Genomic DNA, 18,762 nt, shown 5'->3' with positions numbered 1-18,762 from the left:
ACAGCCGGAACCGGCCGCGGGAGCGGTCTCAGACCGCTCCGCTCCCGGTGTCGTCGACCAGCAGCGCCTCGAGCGCGGGCAGCGCCGCGGTCAACGCGGCGACGTGGGCCGGGTCGAGCCGGCGCAGCCGCCGGGCCAAAAGCGCGGCGCGATGGTTGCGCACCTCCGACAGCACCCCGGCACCCTTGTCCGACAGCGTGATCAGCACGCCGCGAGCGTCGTCGGGGTCGACGGTGCGCACCACGAGACCCTGCTCGTCGAGGGCAGTGAGGACCCGGCTCATCGTCGGTGCGGTGACGGCCTCACGGCGGGCCAGGTCGGACAGGCGCAGCGGGCCGTGCTGCTCGACGGTCACCAGCGTCGACAGCTGAAGCGGCGGGACCGACTCCCGGCCGTCGATGCGGATGCGCCGGTTCAGCCGGCCGACGACAAGCCCGAGCCGGGCGGCCAGCGGTGTCGGGGACTCGCCGGACAGATCGCCGGCCGATACCTCGTGCGCCGCACGCGTCCCACCTGACTCGTCCATGCCGCCCGCCACCTCCGGGCCCGCCACGTCGGCACCGCCTCGCATCCGCTCATGGTGCCAGCACCGTCCACTACCGACGACGGCGGCTGCCCTGACGTGCGGGGACCCACCTGCCGGGCGCTCAGACCTTGCGGAGCCGGATCCCGGTGACGGCATGGTTGTGGCCCTTGCGCAGCACCAGGCTCGCCCGGCCCCGCGTCGGCAGGATGTTCTCCTCCAGGTTGGGTCCGTTGATCTGCGCCCAGATCGACTGCGCGCGTTCGACGGCGGCGGGCTCGTCGAGGGCGGCGTAGCGGCGGAAGTAGGAGGCGGGGTCGCGGAACGCCGTCTCCCGCAGCCGCAGGAAGCGGTTGACGTACCACTGCCGGATGTCCTCGGTGGCGGCGTCGACGTAGACGGAGAAGTCGATGAAGTCACTGACCGCGAGCGCCCCACCGGTGGTCAGGCTCGGCTGCGCGGGCTGCAGCACGTTGAGGCCCTCGACGATGAGGATGTCAGGTTTGTGCACGACCGTCTGTTCGCCCTCGACGATGTCGTAGACGAGGTGCGAGTAGACGGGGGCGTGGACCTGCGGACGGCCGGCCTTGATCTCGGTGATGAACCGCAGCAGCGCGCGCCGGTCGTAGGACTCGGGGAACCCTTTGCGCTGCATCAGGTCGCGGCGTTCGAGCTCGGCGTTGGGGTACAGGAATCCGTCGGTGGTGATGAGCTCGACGCGGGGGTGCTGCGGCCAGCGCGCGAGCAGCAGGCGCAGCAGCCGGGCCGTCGTGGACTTGCCCACCGACACCGACCCGGCGATCCCGATCACGAACGGGGTGCGGGCCGTCGTGCCGCCGAGGAAGTTGCGGTAGGCCCGGTAGAGCCGCCCACCCTCCTGGACGTGCAGGGTCAGCAGCCGCGACAGCGGCAGGTACACCTGGCGGACCTCGTCGAGGTCGACGAAGTCGCCGAGGCTGCGGACCTGCTCGAGCTCGTGGGCCGTCAGGGGCAGCGGGGTCGCCGCGCCCAGCCGCGCCCAGGTCGCGCGGTCGAAGTCGATGAACGGCGACGACCCGACGCCGTCGTGGACCTCGGCAGAGCGGGTCACCGCGGCGCCGCCGTCGGCCACCGCCGGCACGAACAGGTCGACATGGTCGTCAAACCTAGACTCCGCGACCTCCCGCGGGGGTCGTGAGATGGGTCGCACCGGGAGGTGACGTCGGGGCGTCCGGTGGATGTCGGGGGTGCGGGGCACGATGGGCCGATGACCGTCGAGCTCGACCCGCGGGCCGTCCTCGCCCACCGCATCGCCGCGCACGGGCTCACCGACCGGGCCGCCACCGGCGTCACCGACCTCGCCGTGTGCGACCTGGGGTGCAGGACACCCCGCCGGGAGCGCTGCGAGCGGCGCTGTCGGCCCGGCTGGCCGCGCCGCTGGGCGCCGACGTCACCGCCGGCGGCGCGCTCACGCTGGTCTGGTCGTGGCGCGGCGCGCCGCACCTGCACCGCAGCGCCGACCTGCCCGCGATCGCTGCGGCCGGGTGGCCCCGCGGCGACGCCGACGCGCTGTCGCGACTGGCCTGGCAGCGCGCGCGCCTCGTGCGGGCCGGGGTGACCGGCCGCGAAGTCCACCGCGAGGTCGCCGACGCCGTCGCCGCGGTGCTCGCCGAGCAGGGACCGGTCACGAAGTCCCAGCTCAGCGCCGCGGTGACGGGCCGGGTCCGGGAGGAGCTGTCGCCGTTCTGCTCGCCCTGCGGGGTGCACCACGTCGGGGAGCAGCTGTTGCGCCTGACGGCGCTGGCCGGTGGGGCCCGGCTGGTCCCGGGCAGCAGGCCCCTCACGTTCGAGGCGATCCCCGGCTGGCCGGGTGCCCCCGAGCGGGCCGGGCCGACCGAGGCGCTGCAGCGGGCCCACCTGCGGCTGTTCGCCGGTGGCTCGCTCGCCGACGTCGCCGCCTTCCTCGGCGCGCCCCGCACGGTCGTCACCGACGACCCGGCCGGCGGCACGGTCGCCGTGTCGGTGGGCGGCCGGCCCGGGCTGGCCCTCGCCGAGGACGTCGACGCGCTGCGCGCCGGCCCCGTCGACGTGCCCGTGCTGCGGCTGCTGGGACCGTCGGATCCGCTGCTGTCCGCACGCGACCGGGAGCTGCTCGTCCCCGACGGGACGCACCGCAAGCAGGTGTGGCGGCCGCTGGGCAACCCCGGCCTGGTGCTCGCCGGCACCGAGCCGCTCGGGGTGTGGCGGACCCGGCAGAAACGCGCCCTCGAGCTCGCGGTGACCGCGTTCCGGCGGCCGACGAGGGCCGAACGTGGCGCCCTCGACGCGGAAGCCGTGCGCCTGGCCACGGTCCGCGGGCTCGACGACGCCGTCGTGACCGTCGCCTGACCCGTCGGGGGCGGGACACGACCCCGCCCTGACCCGGCGGGGGCCGGACACGACCCCGCGGTGGCCCGGCCGGACCGGGCACGACGCCGCGGTGGCCCGGCCGGACCGGCCGCCACGCCCTACACTCGGTCCGCCGCACCGGACCGGCCGTAGCCGGGGCGCCGATGCCGGCGTGAGGCCCGCCGACGAACGTCCAGGAGCAGCAGTGCCCCCCTCCCCCGAACGCCCCGGCCGGGACGCGCCACGGTGACCGTCCTGTTCTCGGTGCTCGGCCTCGTCGCGGTACTGGCGCTGACGTTCGGCACCGCGGTCGCGGTCGCGTCCGAGTTCTCGCTCACCGCGCTGGAGCGCAGCCAGGTCGAGGCCCACGTCGCGAGCGTGGGCGACCGGCGCGCGCTGGTCCTCCGCAGCGCCCACCGCGGGCTGTCGTTCCAGCTCTCCGGCGCGCAGCTGCTGATCACGGTGACGACGCTGGCCACCGGCTACATCGCCGAGCCCGCGATCGCCGAGCTGATCCGCCCGGGCCTGTCGGCGACCGGGATGTCCGACGGCTGGGCCGCGGGCCTCGCGACGGCGTTGTCGCTGGTCCTCGCCACGGCGCTGTCGATGGTCTTCGGGGAGCTGGTGCCCAAGAACATCGCGATCGCCCGCCCGCTGGCCACCGCGCGCGCCGTCGTGTGGCTGCAGGCCGGGTTCTCCGCCGCGTTCCGGTGGCTGATCGTCGGGCTCAACCGGGGCGCCAACGGTGTCGTGCGCAAGCTCGGGGTCGAACCTGCCGAGGAGCTGCGCTCGGCGCGCGCCCCGCACGAGCTCAGCTCGCTCGTACGGGCGTCGGCCGCGCACGGCACCCTCGACGAGGGCACCGCCACCCTGATGGACCGCTCGCTGCGGTTCACCGACCGTGTCGCCGAGGATCTGATGACCCCCCGGGTGCGGATGGAGTCCCTCGACGCCGACGACACCGTCGCCGACCTCGTCCTGCTCTCCCGCACCTCCGGGTTCTCCCGCTTCCCCGTCCACGACGGCGACCCCGACGCCGTCCTCGGGCTGGTCCACGTCAAGCAGGCCTTCGCGGTGCCCGCCGCCGACCGGCCGCGCACCCCGGTGCGTGAGCTCGTGCAGGTGGCGCCGACGGTGCCGGAGTCCCTCGACGGCGACGCGCTGCTGACCCGGCTGCGCGACTCCGGGCTGCAGATGGCCGTCGTCGTCGACGAGTACGGCGGCACCGCCGGGATCGTGACGCTGGAGGACCTGGTCGAGGAGATCGTCGGCGACGTCCGCGACGAGCACGACCGCGCCGAACAGCCCACCGTGCGCCCGCTGGGCCGCGACTCATGGGTGGTGTCAGGGCTGCTGCGCGCCGACGAGGTGGCCGACGCCACCGGGTTCCGGATGCCCGAGGGCGACTACGAGACCCTCGCCGGGCTCGTCCTGTTGCGCCTGGGCCGCATCCCCGACGTGGGCGACGACCTGACCGTCGACGACTGGCGGCTGACGGTGATGCGCCGCGACCGGCACCGCGTCGCCGAGCTGCGCCTGGCCCGCCGCCCCACCGCCGAGGAGGCCTCCGATGGGCGGTGACCTCCTCGCCCTGCTGGCGGCCGTCGCGCTGCTGCTGGCCAACGCGTTCTTCGTCGGCGCCGAGTTCGCGCTGATCTCGGCCCGCCGCGACCGGCTGGAGGCCATGGCGCAGGGCGGTGACGCCGCCGCCCGCACCGTGCTGGCCGCCTCCGCCGACCTGTCGCGGATGCTCGCGGCCTCCCAGCTGGGCATCACGATCGCGTCGCTGCTGCTGGGCCGCCTCGGCGAGCCGGCCGTCGCGCACCTCATCGAACGTCCCTTCCAGCTGCTGGGGCTGCCCGAGGGGCTGCTGCACCCGATCGCGTTCGCGCTCTCGCTGGTGATCGTTGTGGTCGCGCACATGGTGCTCGGCGAGATGGTGCCCAAGAACATCGCGATCGCCGGGCCGGAACGCACCGCGGCGCTGCTGGTGCCGCCGTTCCTGGTGTGGACGCGGATCGCGAGCCCGTTCGTGTCGGTGTTCAACTGGATGGCCAACGCCGTGCTGCGGCTGCTGCGGGTCGAGCCGCGCGACGAGCTGGAGTCGGCGTTCACCCGGGGCGAGATCGCCGAGATGATCTCCGACTCCCGCCGGGAGGGGCTGCTCGACGACGAGGAGTCCAGCCGGCTGTCCCGCACGCTCCGTTCCACGGAGGCCACGGTCGACGACGTCGTCGTCCCACTGGCCGACCTGGTGACGTTGTCGCCGACGCCGACCGTCGGGGAGGTCGCGGCCGCGGTGGAGGAGACCGGCTTCTCCCGGTTCCCGCTGCGCGGCGACGACCATCGCCTCGTCGGGTACCTGCACGTCAAGGACATCCTCGACGTCGTCGACGACCCCGAGGCGGTGGTGCCGGCCTCCCGGGTGCGCGGGCTGCCCGAGGTGCCGGCCGACGCCCGGCTCGACGAGGCGCTCGCCGCGCTGCGCAGCGCCCGCGCCCATCTGGCCCGCGCGGTCACCACGACGGGCCGCACGGTGGGTGTGGTGGCGATGGAGGACCTGCTGGAGGCCTACGTCGGGACGGTGCGCGACGCGACGCACACCCCGCGCGCGGGTGGTTGACCTCGACCCGGGTTCAGGGAGCACGCTGCCCGCCATGACTCCCGTGTTCACCGACGCCGAGCTCGCCTACCTGCGTGACCAGCCGCTCGGCCGGCTCGCCACGGTCGGTCCCGACGGCGCCCCACAGGTCCGGCCGGTCGCGTTCGTCGTCGACCCGGTCGCCGGCACCGTCGACGTGGCGGGCATGCGCAACCCGTCGACCCAGAAGTGGCGCAACGTGGCCCGCGACGGCCGGGCCGCGCTCGTCGTGGACGACGTCGGCTCCGGGGGCGGGTGGAACCCGCGCGCGCTGGAGATCCGCGGCACCGCCGAGGTGCTTCCCGACGTGGTGCCCGAGGGCGCGTTCCCGGGAGCTGCGCCGGGGGTGATCCGCATCCGCGCGCTGCGCGTCCTGTCCTACGGCATCGACGACGCCGGCCCCGGCAACCGCTGGGTCCGCCGCCCGGGTACCGCCGCGGCGGCAGGTACCGTCGCCGGGTGACCGCCCCGCCCGCCGCGCCGTCCCACGCGCCGATGCAGGTGCTCGACGGCCCGCGGTGGCGGGAGCGGGCGGCGGCGCACCGCGAGCGCATGTCGCGCTGGACGGTCCCGCACCGCGAGCGGCGCCGCCGCGGCGAGGCCCACCCGGTGCTCGACTTCCTGTTCACCTACTACTCGCTGCGGCCCGCGCAGCTGGAGCGGTGGGATCCGGGTCCCGGTGTGGTGCTGCGCGACGCCGCGGAGTTCGTGGGCCGTCCCGGCTACGTCGAGACCGCTGACGGTGTCGTGCTCGACCCGGCGACGCTGCCCCGGCTGGCCGGTACGGCCGCGTTCGTCGCCGGCCTGCTCGCGGCGACGGCGGCGCGGCCCGCCCGGTTGGGCTGTTTCGGGCTGCACGAGTGGGCGATGGTCTACCGCACCGCTGCCCCGCGCCACGACGCCGTGCCGCTGCGGCTGGGCCCCGACGGCACCGACGCCGTCGTCGAGTCGCTGCCCGTGCACTGCACCCACTACGACGCGTACCGCTTCTTCACCGACGCCGCCCGCCCCCGCAACGCCCTCACCCCGACCCGGCAGACCCAGGTCGCGCTCGAGCAGCCCGGGTGCCTGCACGCCACGATGGATCTCTACAAGTGGGCGTACAAGCTCGCGCCGGGCTGCCCGTCGGAGCTGCTGGCCGACTGTTTCGAGCTGGCCGCCGACGTCCGCGAGCTGGACATGCGCGCGAGTCCCTACGACCTGGCCGCGCACGGCTACGAGCCGGTCCGGATCGAGACCCCGGCGGGCCGGGCCGAGTACGCCCGGCTGCAGGCGGGCTTCGCCGAGCGCGCCGCGCCGCTGCGGGCGCGGTTGGTGGCGCTCGCCGAGCGCCTCTGAGCGTACGGAGCGTCAGCTGATGGCGCGGCGTGCCCGGCGACGTGACAGCTCGTCCTCCGGCGAGTCGTCGACGGTGCCGCCGTCGGCGCGCTCGACCGGGAAGTCCTTGATCGAGCCGCTGATCTCGCGCATCGCACCCGACACGGCGATGCCGAACACTCCTTGCCCGCCCTGGAGCAGGTCGACGACCTCTTCGGCCGAGGAGCACTCGTAGACGGTCGTGCCGTCGCTGAACAACGTGATGCCGGCGAGGTCGCGGATGCCGCGGCGGCGCAGGTGCTCCACGGCGACGCGGATGTTCTGCAGCGAGACACCGGCGTCGAGCAGGCGCTTCACGACCTTGAGGACGAGGACGTCCTTGAAGGAGTAGAGGCGCTGGCTGCCGGAACCGGCCGCACCGCGGATCGACGGGACGACGAGCCCGGTGCGGGCCCAGTAGTCGAGCTGTCGGTAGGTGATGCCGACGACCTGGCACGCGGTGGGGCCACGGAAGCCGACCAGCTGGTCGGGCATCCCGTCGAGGCCCTCGCCGACGAGCGGATCGGGGAAGAGTTCGCCCTGCTCGGGCGCGTCGGGCGGCGACGCGTCCACGGCTCTCCTTCCCTCGGGTCGCGGCGACCGCGTACCCGTCCCTCACCCAAACGAACGATGCTGACCGTAAGCAAGTCCTTGCGCCGGGTCAACGCGCCGCGCCGACCGTGTCACCCGATCATGGGCGTGTCGGCCCGATCGTGACCTGGCCGTCACCCGGGTTGCGCGCCCCGGAAGTCCTCGGGCGAGACGGAGTCGAGGAACTCGCGGAACTTCTCGACCTCGTCCTCCTGCTCGTCCGGGATGACCAGACCGGCCTCGGAGAGCACGCTCTCGTCGGCATGGATCGGCACCCCGATGCGCAACGCCAACGCCACCGAGTCGCTCGGCCGCGCCGACACCTTCACCCCACCGTCGAAGATCAGCTCGGCGTAGAAGGTGCCCTCCTGCAGGTCGGTGATCCGCACCTGCTCGAGCCGCCTGCCCAGCGCACCGATCACGTCCTTGAGCAGATCGTGGGTGAGCGGGCGCGCGGGCTTGACACCCTGCTGCTCCAGCGCGATGGCCGTGGCCTCGACGGACCCGATCCAGATCGGCAGATAGCGGTCGCCGCTCGTCTCCCGCAGCAGGAGGATGGGCTGATTGGCGGGAAGTTCGACCCTGACTCCCACGACGCGCATCTCGCTCATACGTCGCCTCCTCACCGTCGTGCGTCGGCACTCCGCCCGTTGCCGGACCGGGCCGGGGGAACCGGTTCCGTCGTCCGTCGAACCGTGCGGCGTCTGACCATGATGACGCTACACGGGCCGCCTCGCCCACGCGCGCCTCCGGACGGGCCATCCGCGCACCGCGACCGGTCCGGTCGCGTCGCCACGGCGATTCCGTGGCCCGTCACCGACCCGGACGCCACCGCCGTCCGGGTGCACCGCCACACCGCCGACGTCCGGGCGTGTCGCGGGTGACCTGCCCCGACGTGCGACGGGGGTGGCGGCCACCGTGGCCGCCACCCCCGTCGGGCACGTCGTCGAACGCGGTCAGCCGCGAGCCGTGTCCTGCGAACCGGTGAGGAAGATCAAGCGGAACTTGCCGATCTGGACCTCGTCGCCGTCGGCCAGCACCGCCGTGTCGACCGGCTCACGGTTGACGTAGGTGCCGTTGAGGCTGCCCACGTCGACCACCACGAACTCGCCGTCGCGGCGGAACTCCGCGTGCCGCCGGGAGACGGTCACGTCGTCGAGGAAGATGTCGCTGTCGGGGTGGCGGCCCGCACTCGTCGTCGGGCGGTCGAGCAGGAACCGTGATCCCGCGTTCGGCCCGCGCTTGACCACCAGCAACGCCGACCCCGGGGGCAGCGCGTCGAGGCCGGAGACCGGCTGGTCGGCCACCGGCTGCTCGACATCGGCGAGGAAGTCGGCACGGAAGACCGAGGTCGTCTCCGGTGCGCGCTCCGGCGGGACACCGGGGCCGTCGTTCGTGGTCACCTCGGGCTCTCCTCCTGCGTGGTGCGGGACGCAGACCGAGGTGGTCCGCGTCGCGGGGAACCTACCGTGCCGGACCGACCACGGCCGGGCCTGACCGGGGTCCGGCGGCGCCGCCGGTGGCGGTTCGGCTCGTGGACGAGCGTAGACCTCAGGCGGGTCCGGCCGGACCCGGGTTCCGCACGCCGCCGGGCACGTCCCCGGCCTGCGCCGCCGGGGCCTGCACGGGTGCGCGCAGCGCCGCCACGAACTGGCCCAGGTACAGCAGCCCCGTCCACAGGTACAGCGCCACCCCCCAGCCCGCGAACGCGTAGCCGAACGGCCGGGCCAGGTCCGCGAACCAGTTGTCCCCCTGGCCGAGCAGCAGCAGCGGGAAGGCGTAGAGGAGCTGGAACGTCGCGGCCTTGCCCAGGTAGGTGACGACGAACGGGCCGTACCCGCGGCGGCGCAGGACCGGCAGGCACACCCCCAGCACGAGGTCGCGCGCCACCAGCACGATCACCGCCCACCACGGCACGACCTCGCGGACCCCGAGCGCGACGAGGGCGGCGAGGATGTAGAGCCGGTCGACCGCCGGGTCGAGCAGGGCCCCGAGGCGCGAGTACTGGTTCAGCAGCCGGGCGAGCTTCCCGTCGAGCCAGTCGGTGAGGCCACCGACGGCGAGCACCACGATGGCCCAGCCGTCGGCGCGGGGACCGAGCAGCAGCCACAGGAACAGCGGGACTCCGAGCAGGCGCAGCACGCTCAGCGCGTTGGGGACGGTGAGCACCCGGTCCGCGGAGGAGGGGTCGGCCACGCCGGGAGCCTACGTCGCGCCCGCCCGGGCGGGCTGCGGGCCGTCCGACCGGAGCGGCACGATGTCGGGATGGACGCGTCGACGCTGCGCCACACCCACACCCACACCCACGCCCGCCCCGTGCCGGGGATGCTCCGGTGAGGGGCGCGCACGCGTTGCTGCACACACTCGTCGGCGCCGGTGTGGACGTCTGCTTCGCCAACCCCGGCACCTCGGAGATGCACTTCGTCGCCGCACTGGACGGGGTGCCGGCGATGCGCCCGGTGCTGACGCTGTTCGAAGGTGTCGCCACCGGTGCCGCCGACGGCTACGGGCGGATGACCGGCCGCCCCGCGTCGGTACTGCTGCACCTGGGACCGGGGCTGGGCAACGGGCTGGCCAACCTGCACAACGCCCGCCGTGCGGGCACCCCGCTCGTCACCGTCGTCGGCGACCACTCGACCGCGCACAAGGTCCACGACGCCCCGCTGGACTCCGACATCGACGCCGTCGCATGGACGGTGTCCCGCTGGGTGCGGCGCAGCGCGACCGCCGTCGACGTGGGACCCGACACCGCGGCCGCCGTCGCCGCCGCGCTGGGTCCGCCCGCCGGGATCGCCACGCTGATCCTGCCCGCGGACGCGTCGTGGGACGACGGGGCGGCACCGGCCACCGTCGAGGCCCTCCCGGCCGTCGGGCGGGGCGCACTCGACGCCGACGCGCTCGAGGCGGCGGCCGCGGCGCTGACCAGCGGGCGGCCGTGCGTGCTGCTGGTCGGCAGCGACGGCGCGCTGGCCGACGGCGCCCGCGCCGCCGCCCGGATCGCCGCCGCCACCGGCGCCACCCTGCTCGCCGAGACGTTCCCGTCGCGGTCCGAACGCGGCGGCGGGCTGCCCGCGGTGCCCCGCCTCAGCTATGTCGCGGCGGCCGCGCGGCGCCAGCTCGACGGCGCCGCGCACGTCGTCCTCGCGGGCGCCCGCAGCCCGGTCGCGTTCTTCGGCTACCCCGGCCGGTCGGGCGACCTGCTGCCCGACGGCTGCGACGTCGTCACCGTCGCGGAGAAGTACGGCCCGGCCGCGACGGCGCTGCAGGCGCTGGCCGACCTGGTCGCGCCCGGCACCGTGGCCCCGGCCGGGCCGTCGGGGCGCCCCGGGCTGCCGACCGGTGAGCTGACCGGGGCGTCGGCATCGGCGGTGATCGGGGCGCTGCTGCCCGAGGGCGCGGTCGTCGTCGACGAGGCGAACACGTCCGGGGTCGGGCTCGGCCAGGCGACCGCCGGCGGGCCCCGGCACGACTGGCTGACGCTGCCCGGCGGCGCGATCGGCTACGGGATGCCGGCCGCGGCCGGAGCGGCGGTCGCCTGCCCGGACCGGCCCGTGTGGTGCCTGGCCGCCGACGGCGCGTCGATGTACACGATCTCCGCGCTGTGGACCCACGCCCGCGAGGGCCTGGACGTCACGACGGTCGTCTACAACAACGCCGCCTACGCGGTGCTGCGCGCCGAGCTCGCCCAGGTGGGTGCCGAGTTCGCCGGGGACGGGTCCGGCGCGGCCGCGCGCCGGCTGCTCGACCTCGACGACCCGACCCTCGACTTCGTCCGCATCGCCGAGGGCATGGGCGTGCCCGCCCGGCGGGCCCGTACCGCCGAGGAGCTGGCCGGGGCCCTGCGCGCCGCGGCCGCCGAACCCGGCCCGCACCTCGTCGAGGCGATGGTGCCGCCCGTCGTGCGCTGAACGGCGGTATGTCGTTGCACCGTTCGCCGCTGCGGCTCGTGCGTCCGGCGGATGCCCGACGGGTCCACCCGACCGGGTGGTGACCGCCGACCCGCCGGACACGGCCCGTTCGACGCCCCGATGTGCCGATTCGGCGCGCCGTAGTCCGTTCGACGGCGGTGACCAGCGGGTAGTCCGCCATACAGTGGACGACGGTCACCGAGGGCTTCCGGTTGGGTGCAGATGACGAGATCGACGCGAGACGTGTCGCCCGGCGATCATGTGTGCGCGGTCCCGCTCAGCGAGGAACAGCTCTGGGAGGTCTCGGCCGACTTCGTGGCCGACGGGCTCGACCGCCACGAGCGGGTCCTCTACTTCGACGACGGCACCGTCGAGGGCGTCCTGAGCCGGCTGGCCGACGACCACGTCGCGTTCGAGCGCCCGCTGCGCACCGGGCAGCTCGCGATCGTGCCCGCCGAGGCGACGCGCGCGATCTTCCACACCGCGCTGCACGAGGCGCGGGCGATGGTGCTCGAGCACATCGACGACTCCGCGGCCGCCGGTTACGCCGGCTTCCGGATGACCGGTCAGATGAACTACGGCGTCGACCGGCAGTGGCCGGCCACCTTCGCCGAGTACGACCGCGAGCTCGACGGGCTGGTCCGCGACCGCGGGATCACCGCGTTGTGCCTCTACGACCGGCGCCGCTACTCCGACGACCAGATCGAGCGGATGCGCGACGCCCACCGGAAGGAGCTCAGCGTGCCGACGGCCTACGACGACGGGCTGCTGCGCGTCGTCCGCACCGGGCCCACCAGCGCGCGACTGGCCGGCGAGGTGGACCACAGCAACCGGCCCGCCATCGCCCGGCTGCTCGAGACCACCCTCGACGACGCGCTGCGCTCACACTCCGCGCCCACCGACATCGAGCTGAACCTCGCGTCGCTGCGTTTCATCGACGTCGCGACCGCCGTGAGCCTCGTGCACGCGGCCGAGGGTTTCCCCGACACGCACCGCCTGGTGCTCGTCGACGTCCGGCCGGGTGTGCTGCGGGTGCTCGACCGTTGCGGCGCACCGTTCGCGGCGCAGCTCACGGTGCACGAGTTCCAGATCGCCACCGACGGGACGTGGGCGGGACCGGGGCCGGTTCCCGGGACCGGGCGCGACACGGGGGCGGGCGGCGCCGGCCCGGCCGGTGGCGCGAACCGCACGACCGGGCACGGCGACGGCTTCACGGACCTGCGGGAGGCCCGGTGAGGGTCGAGACCACCCGGACCGCGGCGCCGGTCCGGCTCCAGCACGCGTGCGCGGTGTACTCGTCGTCGGCCGACCTGGTCGAGCAGGTGGCGCCCGTCGTGGCCGACGCGGCCGGGCGCGGCGAGGCCGTCGCGCTCTCGGTGCGCCCCGAGACCGAGGCCCGGCTGCGTGACGCGGCGGGCACGGCCCGCGTCGTCACGCTCGGCACGGGCATCCCGGCACGCAGCTCCGGGCAGACCACCGCGGCCCGGCTGGCCCGTGAGCTGCGGGAGCTGACCTCGCAGGCCGGCGCGGTCCTCGCCGTGTCCGAGCACGACAGCGCGCTCGACGGCATCGACGGCCGCTACTGGACCGAGCTCGACGCGGCGGTCAACGTCGCCCTGTCCGACCTGCCGGTCAGCCTGTTCTGCTTCTATCCCGACATGCCGTTGCACTCGGAGATCCTCGACGGTGCGATCGCGAACCATCCGTTGCTGTTCGAGCGCGGACGGCTGCACGTGAACGCCGACCACCGGCCGCCGCGCGACGTGCTGGCGGGGATGCCCGCGGCGCCGCCGGTGCTGCTCGGCGCGCCCGATCTCGACATGGTGTTCTCGGCGTGGCAGCTGCACGAGGTCCGGGCCGCGGTGGCCGACCTGGCGGCGGCGACGGCGTTCGACACGGCGCGGTCCGAGGACGTGGTGCTCGCGGTCAACGAGATCGCCACCAACGCGGTGGAACACGGGTCGGGTGAGGCGCGGATCGCGCTGTGGATCGCCGGTGACGGGCTCGTCGCCGAGATCGACGACACCGGTGAGGCGCTCACCGAGCCGCTGCCCGGCCTGCGCGCCCCGCACCCGGCCGATCCCCGGGGCCGCGGCGTGTGGATCGCGCGGCAGCTCTGTGACGTGCTGCACGTGTGGCGGGATCATTCGGGCACCCACGTGCGGATGCACGCCGCACCGTGAGCTAACATCGTTATGCGTCCCGGTGCCGGCCGGCGGTGACCATCCGGAACTGTGACGAAACGACTGCCAGAAGCCCCTTGGCAAGTCCGCTGCGTGGGAGAACACTCGGTTCCGCGCCGGGCGCCCGCTGGGCCTGCCATGGGTTGACAAAAACTCGACATTCTTCACGGGGACAGACATGTCTGACGATCAGCGCCGATCTTCCACGCCAGGACCCGGACTCCAGGTCTCTGTGCTGGGATCGTTCACCCTGACTCACGACGGGGTGGCAGTCGCGCTGGGTGTCGATTCCCGCCGCCTCGTCGCGTACCTCGCGGTGCACCGCCGTCCGCAGCCGCTGGCCACGCTGGCCGCCGACCTGTGGGCGGGCGTCGAGTCGGACGCGGCGCTGCGGCTGCTCGACGAGGCGCTCGCCGACGTCGACGTACCCGGGCTCCTCGTCGTCGACACCCTCGCGGGCACCGTGGTCCTCGACTCGCTGGTGGCGGTCGACCTCGACGAGGCGATGGCCCTGGTCCGGCTCATCCCCGAGGTCGCCGCCCACGAGGTCGCCGACACCACGCTCCTGCGGGCCGACGTGCTGCCGTCGTGGACGGCGCCGTGGATCGCGGTCGAGCGCGAGCGTTTCCGCCAGCTGCGGCTCAACGCGCTGGAGGACCTGAGCGTGCGCCGCAGCGCCGCGGGTGACCACGAGCAGGCCGTCGCGCTGGCGCGCACCGCCGTCGAGGCCGCGCCGAGCCGCGAGAACGCCCGCCGCGCCCTCATCGAGGCCTACCTCGCCCAGGGCGACCTGGCCGCCGCGGTCGCCGAGTACGACGACTACCAGGAGCTGCTGCGCTCCAGCCTCGGCGGTCCCGTCGGGTCGGGTCTCGACGTGCTGTTCCCGCCGTCGCCGGCGTGGCCGGTGCTGCGTGGCTTCCGGCCGACGGCACCGCGGTCCGCCGTTGCCCTGCCGGGCCTGCGGGCCGTGCGCACCCCGGGCTCGCGCCGGCTCGTCGCGGGTGGCTCCATCCCGTCGGGTCGCTGACCCCACGCCCCACGTCTGCCCGAACGCCCTCGGCCGCACCCGGCCGGGGGCGTTCGTCGTGTGCGCTGCGCCGTCGTCGGGCGGTGCTCCCGGGCCACCGTCGTGGCGGCGAGGTGCCAGAGGGTCGGGCCCGCGCGTCAGCGTGAACGGATGGTGCGGCGCAGCACCCACGCCAGGTCGACCGCGGCGAACACCGCGAGGACGACGAGCACGACACCGAAGAAGGCGAACCCGCGCGCGAACACCAGCCCGGCGCCGACGACGAGGACGACCAGCACGGCCGTCGAGACCCAGATGCGCACGGTACGGGCACGCTGCTGCGGGGTGGGACCGTCGTCGGCGTCCTCGACCGGGTCGCGGGGCGACCGGCCGGACGGCGGTGGGGGAAGCGGATCGTGCGGCATCGCTTCGGGGTCTACCCCACCGGGCGCCAACCGAACACCCGCCCGGTGACGTATCACCCGGATCGCCCAGCGGTGCCGGGCGGGCGTGCCCTCAGGCGGGCACCGAGAAGGTGACCTCGGTGCCGCGCGGTCCCGGGTCGATCGCGACGTCGTGTGCCACCGCACGGATCATCGCGAGGCCGCGGCCGCGGTAGCCGGGATCGGCCGGTGGGCTGCGCCAGCGGCCGTGGTCGCGCACCCGCACCATGACGAGGCGGCGGCCACGACGCCGCCGCAGCTGCAGGGCGAGCTCGACGAGGCCCGCCGCGCCGGCGGGGTAGGCGTGCTCGACACTGTTGGCCGCGGCCTCGCCCACGGCGAGCTGCAGGTCGGCCACGGTCTCCTCGGACAGGTCCAGGGCGCGGGCCCAGGCGACGACGGCACGCCGCATCGGCGCGAGCCGCGTGGCGTCGGCGGGTACCTCGAGGGTCAGCCCGGTCGCCGGGGAGTCGGGATCGGCGAGGGTCCACCGCGGGACGTCCCGTTCCTGCCCGTCCACCGTGCCCCCCACCGGTTCGCGTACCTCCCCGGGACCCGGGGGCCCCGTCACGTCGGCACCGCGTACGGCAGACAGCGTCGTGTCCGTAGCCCGATCCACGCAGTGTTGTTCGTCCGGGGTGGCCAGGATGTGACATCGCCAAACGTCGGCGTCGCCCGGCAGGGTGAACGTCACGCCGGGCGGCGCCGAACGCGCGTGGGCCTGCGGGTCCGGGGCCGTCAGCCCAGCTCGCGCAGCCGCGGCAGGATGTCCTGCGCGAACTGCGACAGGAACCGTTCCTGGTCGCGGCCGGGACCGTGGAACACCAGGTGGTCGAGCCCGGCGTCGACGTAGGGCCGGATCTGCTCCAGCGCCTCGTCGGGGGTCGAGGCGACGATCCAGCGCTTCGCGACCTGCTCGATGGGCAGTTCGTCGGCGAGGCGTTCCATCTCCGAGGCGGAGTCGACGCTGTGCTTCTGCTCGGGGGTGAGCGACAGCGGCGCCCAGAACCGGCAGTTCTCCAGCGCATGGTCGGCGTCGCGGTCGTAGGACATCTTGATCTCGATCATGCGGTCGATGCCGTCGGCGTCGCGTTCCGCGGCGGCCGCTCCCTCCTGCACGGCCGGGATCAGCTTCTCGGTGTAGAGGTCCATGCCCTTGCCGGAGGTGCAGATGAACCCGTCGCCCGCGCGGCCCGCGTACTTGGCGACGACGGGCCCGCCCGCCGCGATGTAGACGGGCACGGGGGTCTCGGGGCGGTCGTAGATCTGCGCGTCGACCAGCGTGTAGTAGTCGCCCTCCACCGAGACCGAGTCCTCCGTCCACAGTGCACGGATCAGCCGGACGGCCTCACGGAGCCGGGCGAAGCGCTCCTTGAACTCCGGCCACTCACGCCCGGACACGGCGATCTCGTTGAGCGCCTCCCCCGTGCCGACGCCGAGCGCGACACGGCCGTCGAACATCAGCGCCATCGACGCGAACGCCTGCGCGATCACGGCCGGGTTGTAGCGGAACGTCGGGGTGAGCACGCTGGTGCCGATCTGCACGCGCTGCGTCCGCTCCCCCACCGCCGCCATCCAGGTCAGCGCGAACGGGGCGTGCCCGCCGTTGTGCCGCCACGGCAGGAAGTGATCGGAGGTCCAGACACTGTCGAGGCCGACCTCCTCCGCCCGGACGGCGTACTCGACCAGGTCCCGCGGCCCGAACTGTTCCGCCGACGCCTTGTAGCCGATCTTCAGGCCCACGAACCCGTCCTCTCACCGTCAACGATTGCCGTGTCGTTGATACACCGCCGGGACCGTACCGGCGCAGCCAACGGTGACCGGGACGACACCGGAAGTCCGTGATCACGGGCGCGACCGGTTGCAGGCGGGCCGGGCCCGGCCGCGCCGGGGACTCCTAGGATCGCGGCATGGCTCCCCGCGACCCCGCCCAGGTGCTGCACCAGGTCTTCGGCTACGACGACTTCCGCGGCGACCAGCGCGAGATCGTCGAGCACGTGTCCGGCGGCGGCGACGCACTGGTGCTCATGCCGACCGGCGGCGGCAAGTCGCTGTGCTACCAGATTCCCGCGCTCGTCCGGGACGGCACCGGCGTCGTGATCTCGCCGTTGATCGCGCTCATGCAGGACCAGGTCGACGCGCTGCGCGCGCTGGGCGTGCGCGCCGGGTTCCTCAACTCCACCCAGGGCCCCGGGGAGCGCCGCGACACCGAACGGGCCTTCCTCGCGGGCGAGCTCGACCTGCTCTACCTGGCCCCGGAACGACTGCGGGTGGGATCGACGGTCGACCTGCTCGAACGCGGCACCGTCGCCCTGTTCGCCATCGACGAGGCGCACTGTGTGTCCCAGTGGGGACACGACTTCCGCCCCGACTACCTGATGCTCTCCGAGCTGCACCAGCGCTGGCCCGACGTCCCCCGCATCGCGCTCACCGCCACCGCGACCCGCGCCACGCATGACGAGATCGCCGAGCGGCTCGACCTCACCGCCGCCAAGCACTTCGTCGCCAGCTTCGACCGGCCCAACATCCAGTACCGCATCGTGCCCAAGGCCGAGGAACGCCGCCAGCTGGTCGACCTGCTGCGCGCCGAGCACCCCGGCGACGCCGGGATCGTCTACTGCCTGTCGCGGCGCAAGGTCGAGCAGGTCGCCGAGTTCCTCACCGCGCAGGGCATCACCGCGCTGCCCTACCACGCGGGGCTGGAGGCGCCGGTCCGTGCCGCCAACCAGTCCCGCTTCCTGCGCGAGGACGGCATCGTCATGGTCGCCACCATCGCGTTCGGCATGGGCATCGACAAGCCCGACGTGCGCTTCGTCGCCCACCTCGACCTGCCCAAGTCCGTCGAGGGCTACTACCAGGAGACCGGCCGAGCGGGCCGCGACGGCCTGCCCTCGACGGCATGGCTGGCCTACGGGCTGGGCGACGTCGTCCAGCAGCGCAAGATGATCGACGACTCCGAGGGCGACCTCGCGCACCGCCGCCGGCTCGCCCAGCACCTCGACGCGATGCTCGCGCTGTGCGAGACCGTCGAGTGCCGCCGGGTCAACCTCCTGGCCTACTTCGGCCAGGCCGGGCAACCGTGCGGCAACTGCGACACCTGCCTGACCCCGCCGCAGACCTGGGACGGCACCGTCGCCGCCCAGAAGGTCCTCTCGACCGTGTGGCGGCTCAAGAAGGAACGCAACCAGAGCTTCGGCGCCGGGCAGATCGTCGACATCCTCGTCGGGAAGCAGACCCCGAAGATCACCCAGCACCGGCACGACGAGCTGTCGGTGTTCGGCGTCGGCACCGATCTGCGCGACGTCGAGTGGCGCACCGTGATCCGCCAGCTCCTCGCCCGCGAGCTGCTCGCCGTCGGCGGCAGCTACCAGACGCTGTCGCTCACCGAGGCCAGCGGCGAGGTGCTGCGCGGCGACCGCGAGGTGCACCTGCGCCGCGACCCCGAACGGCCGGCGAAGGCGTCGCGCAGCAGGTCGGCCGCGGCGACGGTCGCGCTCCCGGCCGAGGCCGCCGGGCTGTTCGAGCGGCTGCGGGCGTGGCGCGGCGCGGCGGCGAAGGAACAGGGTGTCCCCGCCTACGTGATCTTCCACGACGCCACGCTGCGCGAGATCGCCACCGGCGCCCCGGCCACGCTCGCCGAGCTGGGCCGGGTCAACGGGGTCGGGGAGGCCAAGCTCGCCCGCTACGGCGAGCAGATCCTGGACACGCTCGCCGCCGACCCCGTCTGACGTCGGCGTCGCCCGG

Annotated in this window: 19 protein-coding genes; 10 read left to right on the top strand and 9 right to left on the bottom strand. The window is 74.3% G+C overall.

Going from position 1 to position 18,762, the window contains the following annotated elements:
- Positions 1-28 precede the first annotated feature (28 nt).
- Together AB7F12_RS02280 and coaA are read right to left on the bottom strand one after the other, a co-directional pair.
- Positions 29-571: a MarR family winged helix-turn-helix transcriptional regulator gene (locus AB7F12_RS02280; protein WP_428500076.1), complete on the bottom strand. Its 543-nt coding sequence runs from the start codon at positions 569-571 to the stop codon at positions 29-31.
- A gap of 76 nt (positions 572-647) precedes the next feature.
- Complete coding sequence (coaA, locus tag AB7F12_RS02275; RefSeq protein ID WP_428500090.1) at positions 648-1,613, bottom strand: type I pantothenate kinase; 966 nt, start codon at positions 1,611-1,613, stop codon at positions 648-650.
- Between the two features lie 266 nt (positions 1,614-1,879).
- On the opposite strand from coaA, the gene AB7F12_RS02270 reads away from it, so the two are divergent.
- The 5 genes from AB7F12_RS02270 (at position 1,880) to AB7F12_RS02250 (ending at position 6,869) form a co-directional block, all read left to right on the top strand.
- Positions 1,880-2,890 (top strand): DNA glycosylase AlkZ-like family protein, encoded by a 1,011-nt coding sequence (locus AB7F12_RS02270; RefSeq protein ID WP_428500075.1) that lies wholly within the window; start codon positions 1,880-1,882, stop codon positions 2,888-2,890.
- Between the two features lie 246 nt (positions 2,891-3,136).
- A complete protein-coding gene (locus AB7F12_RS02265) occupies positions 3,137-4,471 on the top strand; it encodes a hemolysin family protein (protein WP_428500074.1) in 1,335 nt (444 codons plus the stop codon).
- Positions 4,461-5,513, top strand: coding sequence for a hemolysin family protein (locus AB7F12_RS02260; protein WP_428500073.1), 1,053 nt, complete (start codon positions 4,461-4,463; stop codon positions 5,511-5,513). The genes AB7F12_RS02265 and AB7F12_RS02260 overlap by 11 nt, the downstream gene beginning before the upstream one ends.
- 34 nt (positions 5,514-5,547) lie before the next feature.
- Positions 5,548-5,994, top strand: a complete 447-nt coding sequence (locus AB7F12_RS02255) for a PPOX class F420-dependent oxidoreductase (protein ID WP_428500072.1) — start codon at positions 5,548-5,550, stop codon at positions 5,992-5,994.
- A 32-nt stretch (positions 5,995-6,026) separates the two neighbouring features.
- The gene (locus AB7F12_RS02250; RefSeq protein ID WP_428500089.1) at positions 6,027-6,869 is read left to right on the top strand and encodes a 3-methyladenine DNA glycosylase; all 843 of its coding nucleotides are present in this window, start codon (positions 6,027-6,029) and stop codon (positions 6,867-6,869) included.
- Positions 6,870-6,881: 12 nt separating this feature from the next.
- Here AB7F12_RS02250 and AB7F12_RS02245 read toward each other — a convergent pair whose 3' ends face one another.
- The 4 genes from AB7F12_RS02245 to AB7F12_RS02230 form a co-directional block, all read right to left on the bottom strand.
- Positions 6,882-7,460 (bottom strand): MerR family transcriptional regulator, encoded by a 579-nt coding sequence (locus tag AB7F12_RS02245; protein ID WP_098959221.1) that lies wholly within the window; start codon positions 7,458-7,460, stop codon positions 6,882-6,884.
- 152 nt (positions 7,461-7,612) lie between these two features.
- Positions 7,613-8,089 carry a bifunctional nuclease family protein gene (locus AB7F12_RS02240; protein ID WP_098959223.1) on the bottom strand — a complete coding sequence of 159 codons (477 nt, stop codon included), beginning with the start codon at positions 8,087-8,089 and terminating at the stop codon, positions 7,613-7,615.
- Between the two features lie 345 nt (positions 8,090-8,434).
- Positions 8,435-8,881: a glycogen accumulation regulator GarA gene (garA, locus tag AB7F12_RS02235; protein ID WP_428500071.1), complete on the bottom strand. Its 447-nt coding sequence runs from the start codon at positions 8,879-8,881 to the stop codon at positions 8,435-8,437.
- 148 nt (positions 8,882-9,029) lie between these two features.
- Positions 9,030-9,674 carry a CDP-alcohol phosphatidyltransferase family protein gene (locus tag AB7F12_RS02230; protein WP_428500070.1) on the bottom strand — a complete coding sequence of 215 codons (645 nt, stop codon included), beginning with the start codon at positions 9,672-9,674 and terminating at the stop codon, positions 9,030-9,032.
- Positions 9,675-9,811: 137 nt separating this feature from the next.
- On the opposite strand from AB7F12_RS02230, the gene AB7F12_RS02225 reads away from it, so the two are divergent.
- The 4 genes from AB7F12_RS02225 (at position 9,812) to AB7F12_RS02210 (ending at position 14,596) form a co-directional block, all read left to right on the top strand.
- On the top strand, positions 9,812-11,386 hold the full coding sequence (locus tag AB7F12_RS02225; RefSeq protein WP_428500069.1) for an acetolactate synthase large subunit: 1,575 nt from the start codon (positions 9,812-9,814) through the stop codon (positions 11,384-11,386).
- A gap of 222 nt (positions 11,387-11,608) precedes the next feature.
- On the top strand, positions 11,609-12,622 hold the full coding sequence (locus AB7F12_RS02220) for an MEDS domain-containing protein (RefSeq protein ID WP_428500068.1): 1,014 nt from the start codon (positions 11,609-11,611) through the stop codon (positions 12,620-12,622).
- Positions 12,619-13,569: an ATP-binding protein gene (locus tag AB7F12_RS02215; RefSeq protein WP_428500067.1), complete on the top strand. Its 951-nt coding sequence runs from the start codon at positions 12,619-12,621 to the stop codon at positions 13,567-13,569. Before AB7F12_RS02220 ends, AB7F12_RS02215 begins: the two co-directional genes overlap by 4 nt.
- A 265-nt stretch (positions 13,570-13,834) precedes the next feature.
- Positions 13,835-14,596, top strand: a complete 762-nt coding sequence (locus AB7F12_RS02210) for an AfsR/SARP family transcriptional regulator (protein ID WP_428500066.1) — start codon at positions 13,835-13,837, stop codon at positions 14,594-14,596.
- Positions 14,597-14,733: 137 nt separating this feature from the next.
- On the opposite strand, the gene AB7F12_RS02205 is transcribed toward AB7F12_RS02210, so the two are convergent.
- The 3 genes from AB7F12_RS02205 to fgd all read right to left on the bottom strand — a co-directional run bounded on the left by AB7F12_RS02205 (position 14,734) and on the right by fgd (position 16,761).
- Positions 14,734-15,000 carry a hypothetical protein gene (locus tag AB7F12_RS02205; RefSeq protein ID WP_428500065.1) on the bottom strand — a complete coding sequence of 89 codons (267 nt, stop codon included), beginning with the start codon at positions 14,998-15,000 and terminating at the stop codon, positions 14,734-14,736.
- Between the two features lie 91 nt (positions 15,001-15,091).
- On the bottom strand, positions 15,092-15,550 hold the full coding sequence (locus AB7F12_RS02200; protein ID WP_428500064.1) for an ATP-binding protein: 459 nt from the start codon (positions 15,548-15,550) through the stop codon (positions 15,092-15,094).
- Positions 15,551-15,756: 206 nt separating this feature from the next.
- Positions 15,757-16,761, bottom strand: coding sequence for a glucose-6-phosphate dehydrogenase (coenzyme-F420) (gene fgd, locus AB7F12_RS02195; RefSeq protein WP_428500063.1), 1,005 nt, complete (start codon positions 16,759-16,761; stop codon positions 15,757-15,759).
- A 167-nt stretch (positions 16,762-16,928) separates the two neighbouring features.
- Here fgd and recQ point away from each other — a divergent pair, with 167 nt between their 5' ends.
- On the top strand, positions 16,929-18,746 hold the full coding sequence (gene recQ, locus AB7F12_RS02190; protein ID WP_428500062.1) for a DNA helicase RecQ: 1,818 nt from the start codon (positions 16,929-16,931) through the stop codon (positions 18,744-18,746).
- The last annotated feature ends 16 nt before the right edge of the window (positions 18,747-18,762 follow it).

Source organism: Pseudonocardia sp., from assembly GCF_050250275.1.
Taxonomy (GTDB): Bacteria; Actinomycetota; Actinomycetes; order Mycobacteriales; family Pseudonocardiaceae; genus Pseudonocardia.
The sequence above is the reverse complement of the archived record's forward strand: the minus strand, read 5'-3'. Positions and strand labels throughout refer to the sequence as shown.

Coding starts and splice junctions, on each gene's coding strand:
- AB7F12_RS02255 (WP_428500072.1), top strand. CDS start 5,548: ATGACTCCCGTGTTCACCGACGCCGAGCTCGCCTACCTGCGTGACCAG.
- AB7F12_RS02250 (WP_428500089.1), top strand. CDS start 6,027: ATGCAGGTGCTCGACGGCCCGCGGTGGCGGGAGCGGGCGGCGGCGCAC.
- AB7F12_RS02260 (WP_428500073.1), top strand. CDS start 4,461: ATGGGCGGTGACCTCCTCGCCCTGCTGGCGGCCGTCGCGCTGCTGCTG.
- AB7F12_RS02240 (WP_098959223.1), bottom strand. CDS start 8,089: ATGAGCGAGATGCGCGTCGTGGGAGTCAGGGTCGAACTTCCCGCCAAT.
- AB7F12_RS02280 (WP_428500076.1), bottom strand. CDS start 571: ATGCGAGGCGGTGCCGACGTGGCGGGCCCGGAGGTGGCGGGCGGCATG.
- AB7F12_RS02205 (WP_428500065.1), bottom strand. CDS start 15,000: ATGCCGCACGATCCGCTTCCCCCACCGCCGTCCGGCCGGTCGCCCCGC.
- recQ (WP_428500062.1), top strand. CDS start 16,929: ATGGCTCCCCGCGACCCCGCCCAGGTGCTGCACCAGGTCTTCGGCTAC.
- AB7F12_RS02220 (WP_428500068.1), top strand. CDS start 11,609: ATGACGAGATCGACGCGAGACGTGTCGCCCGGCGATCATGTGTGCGCG.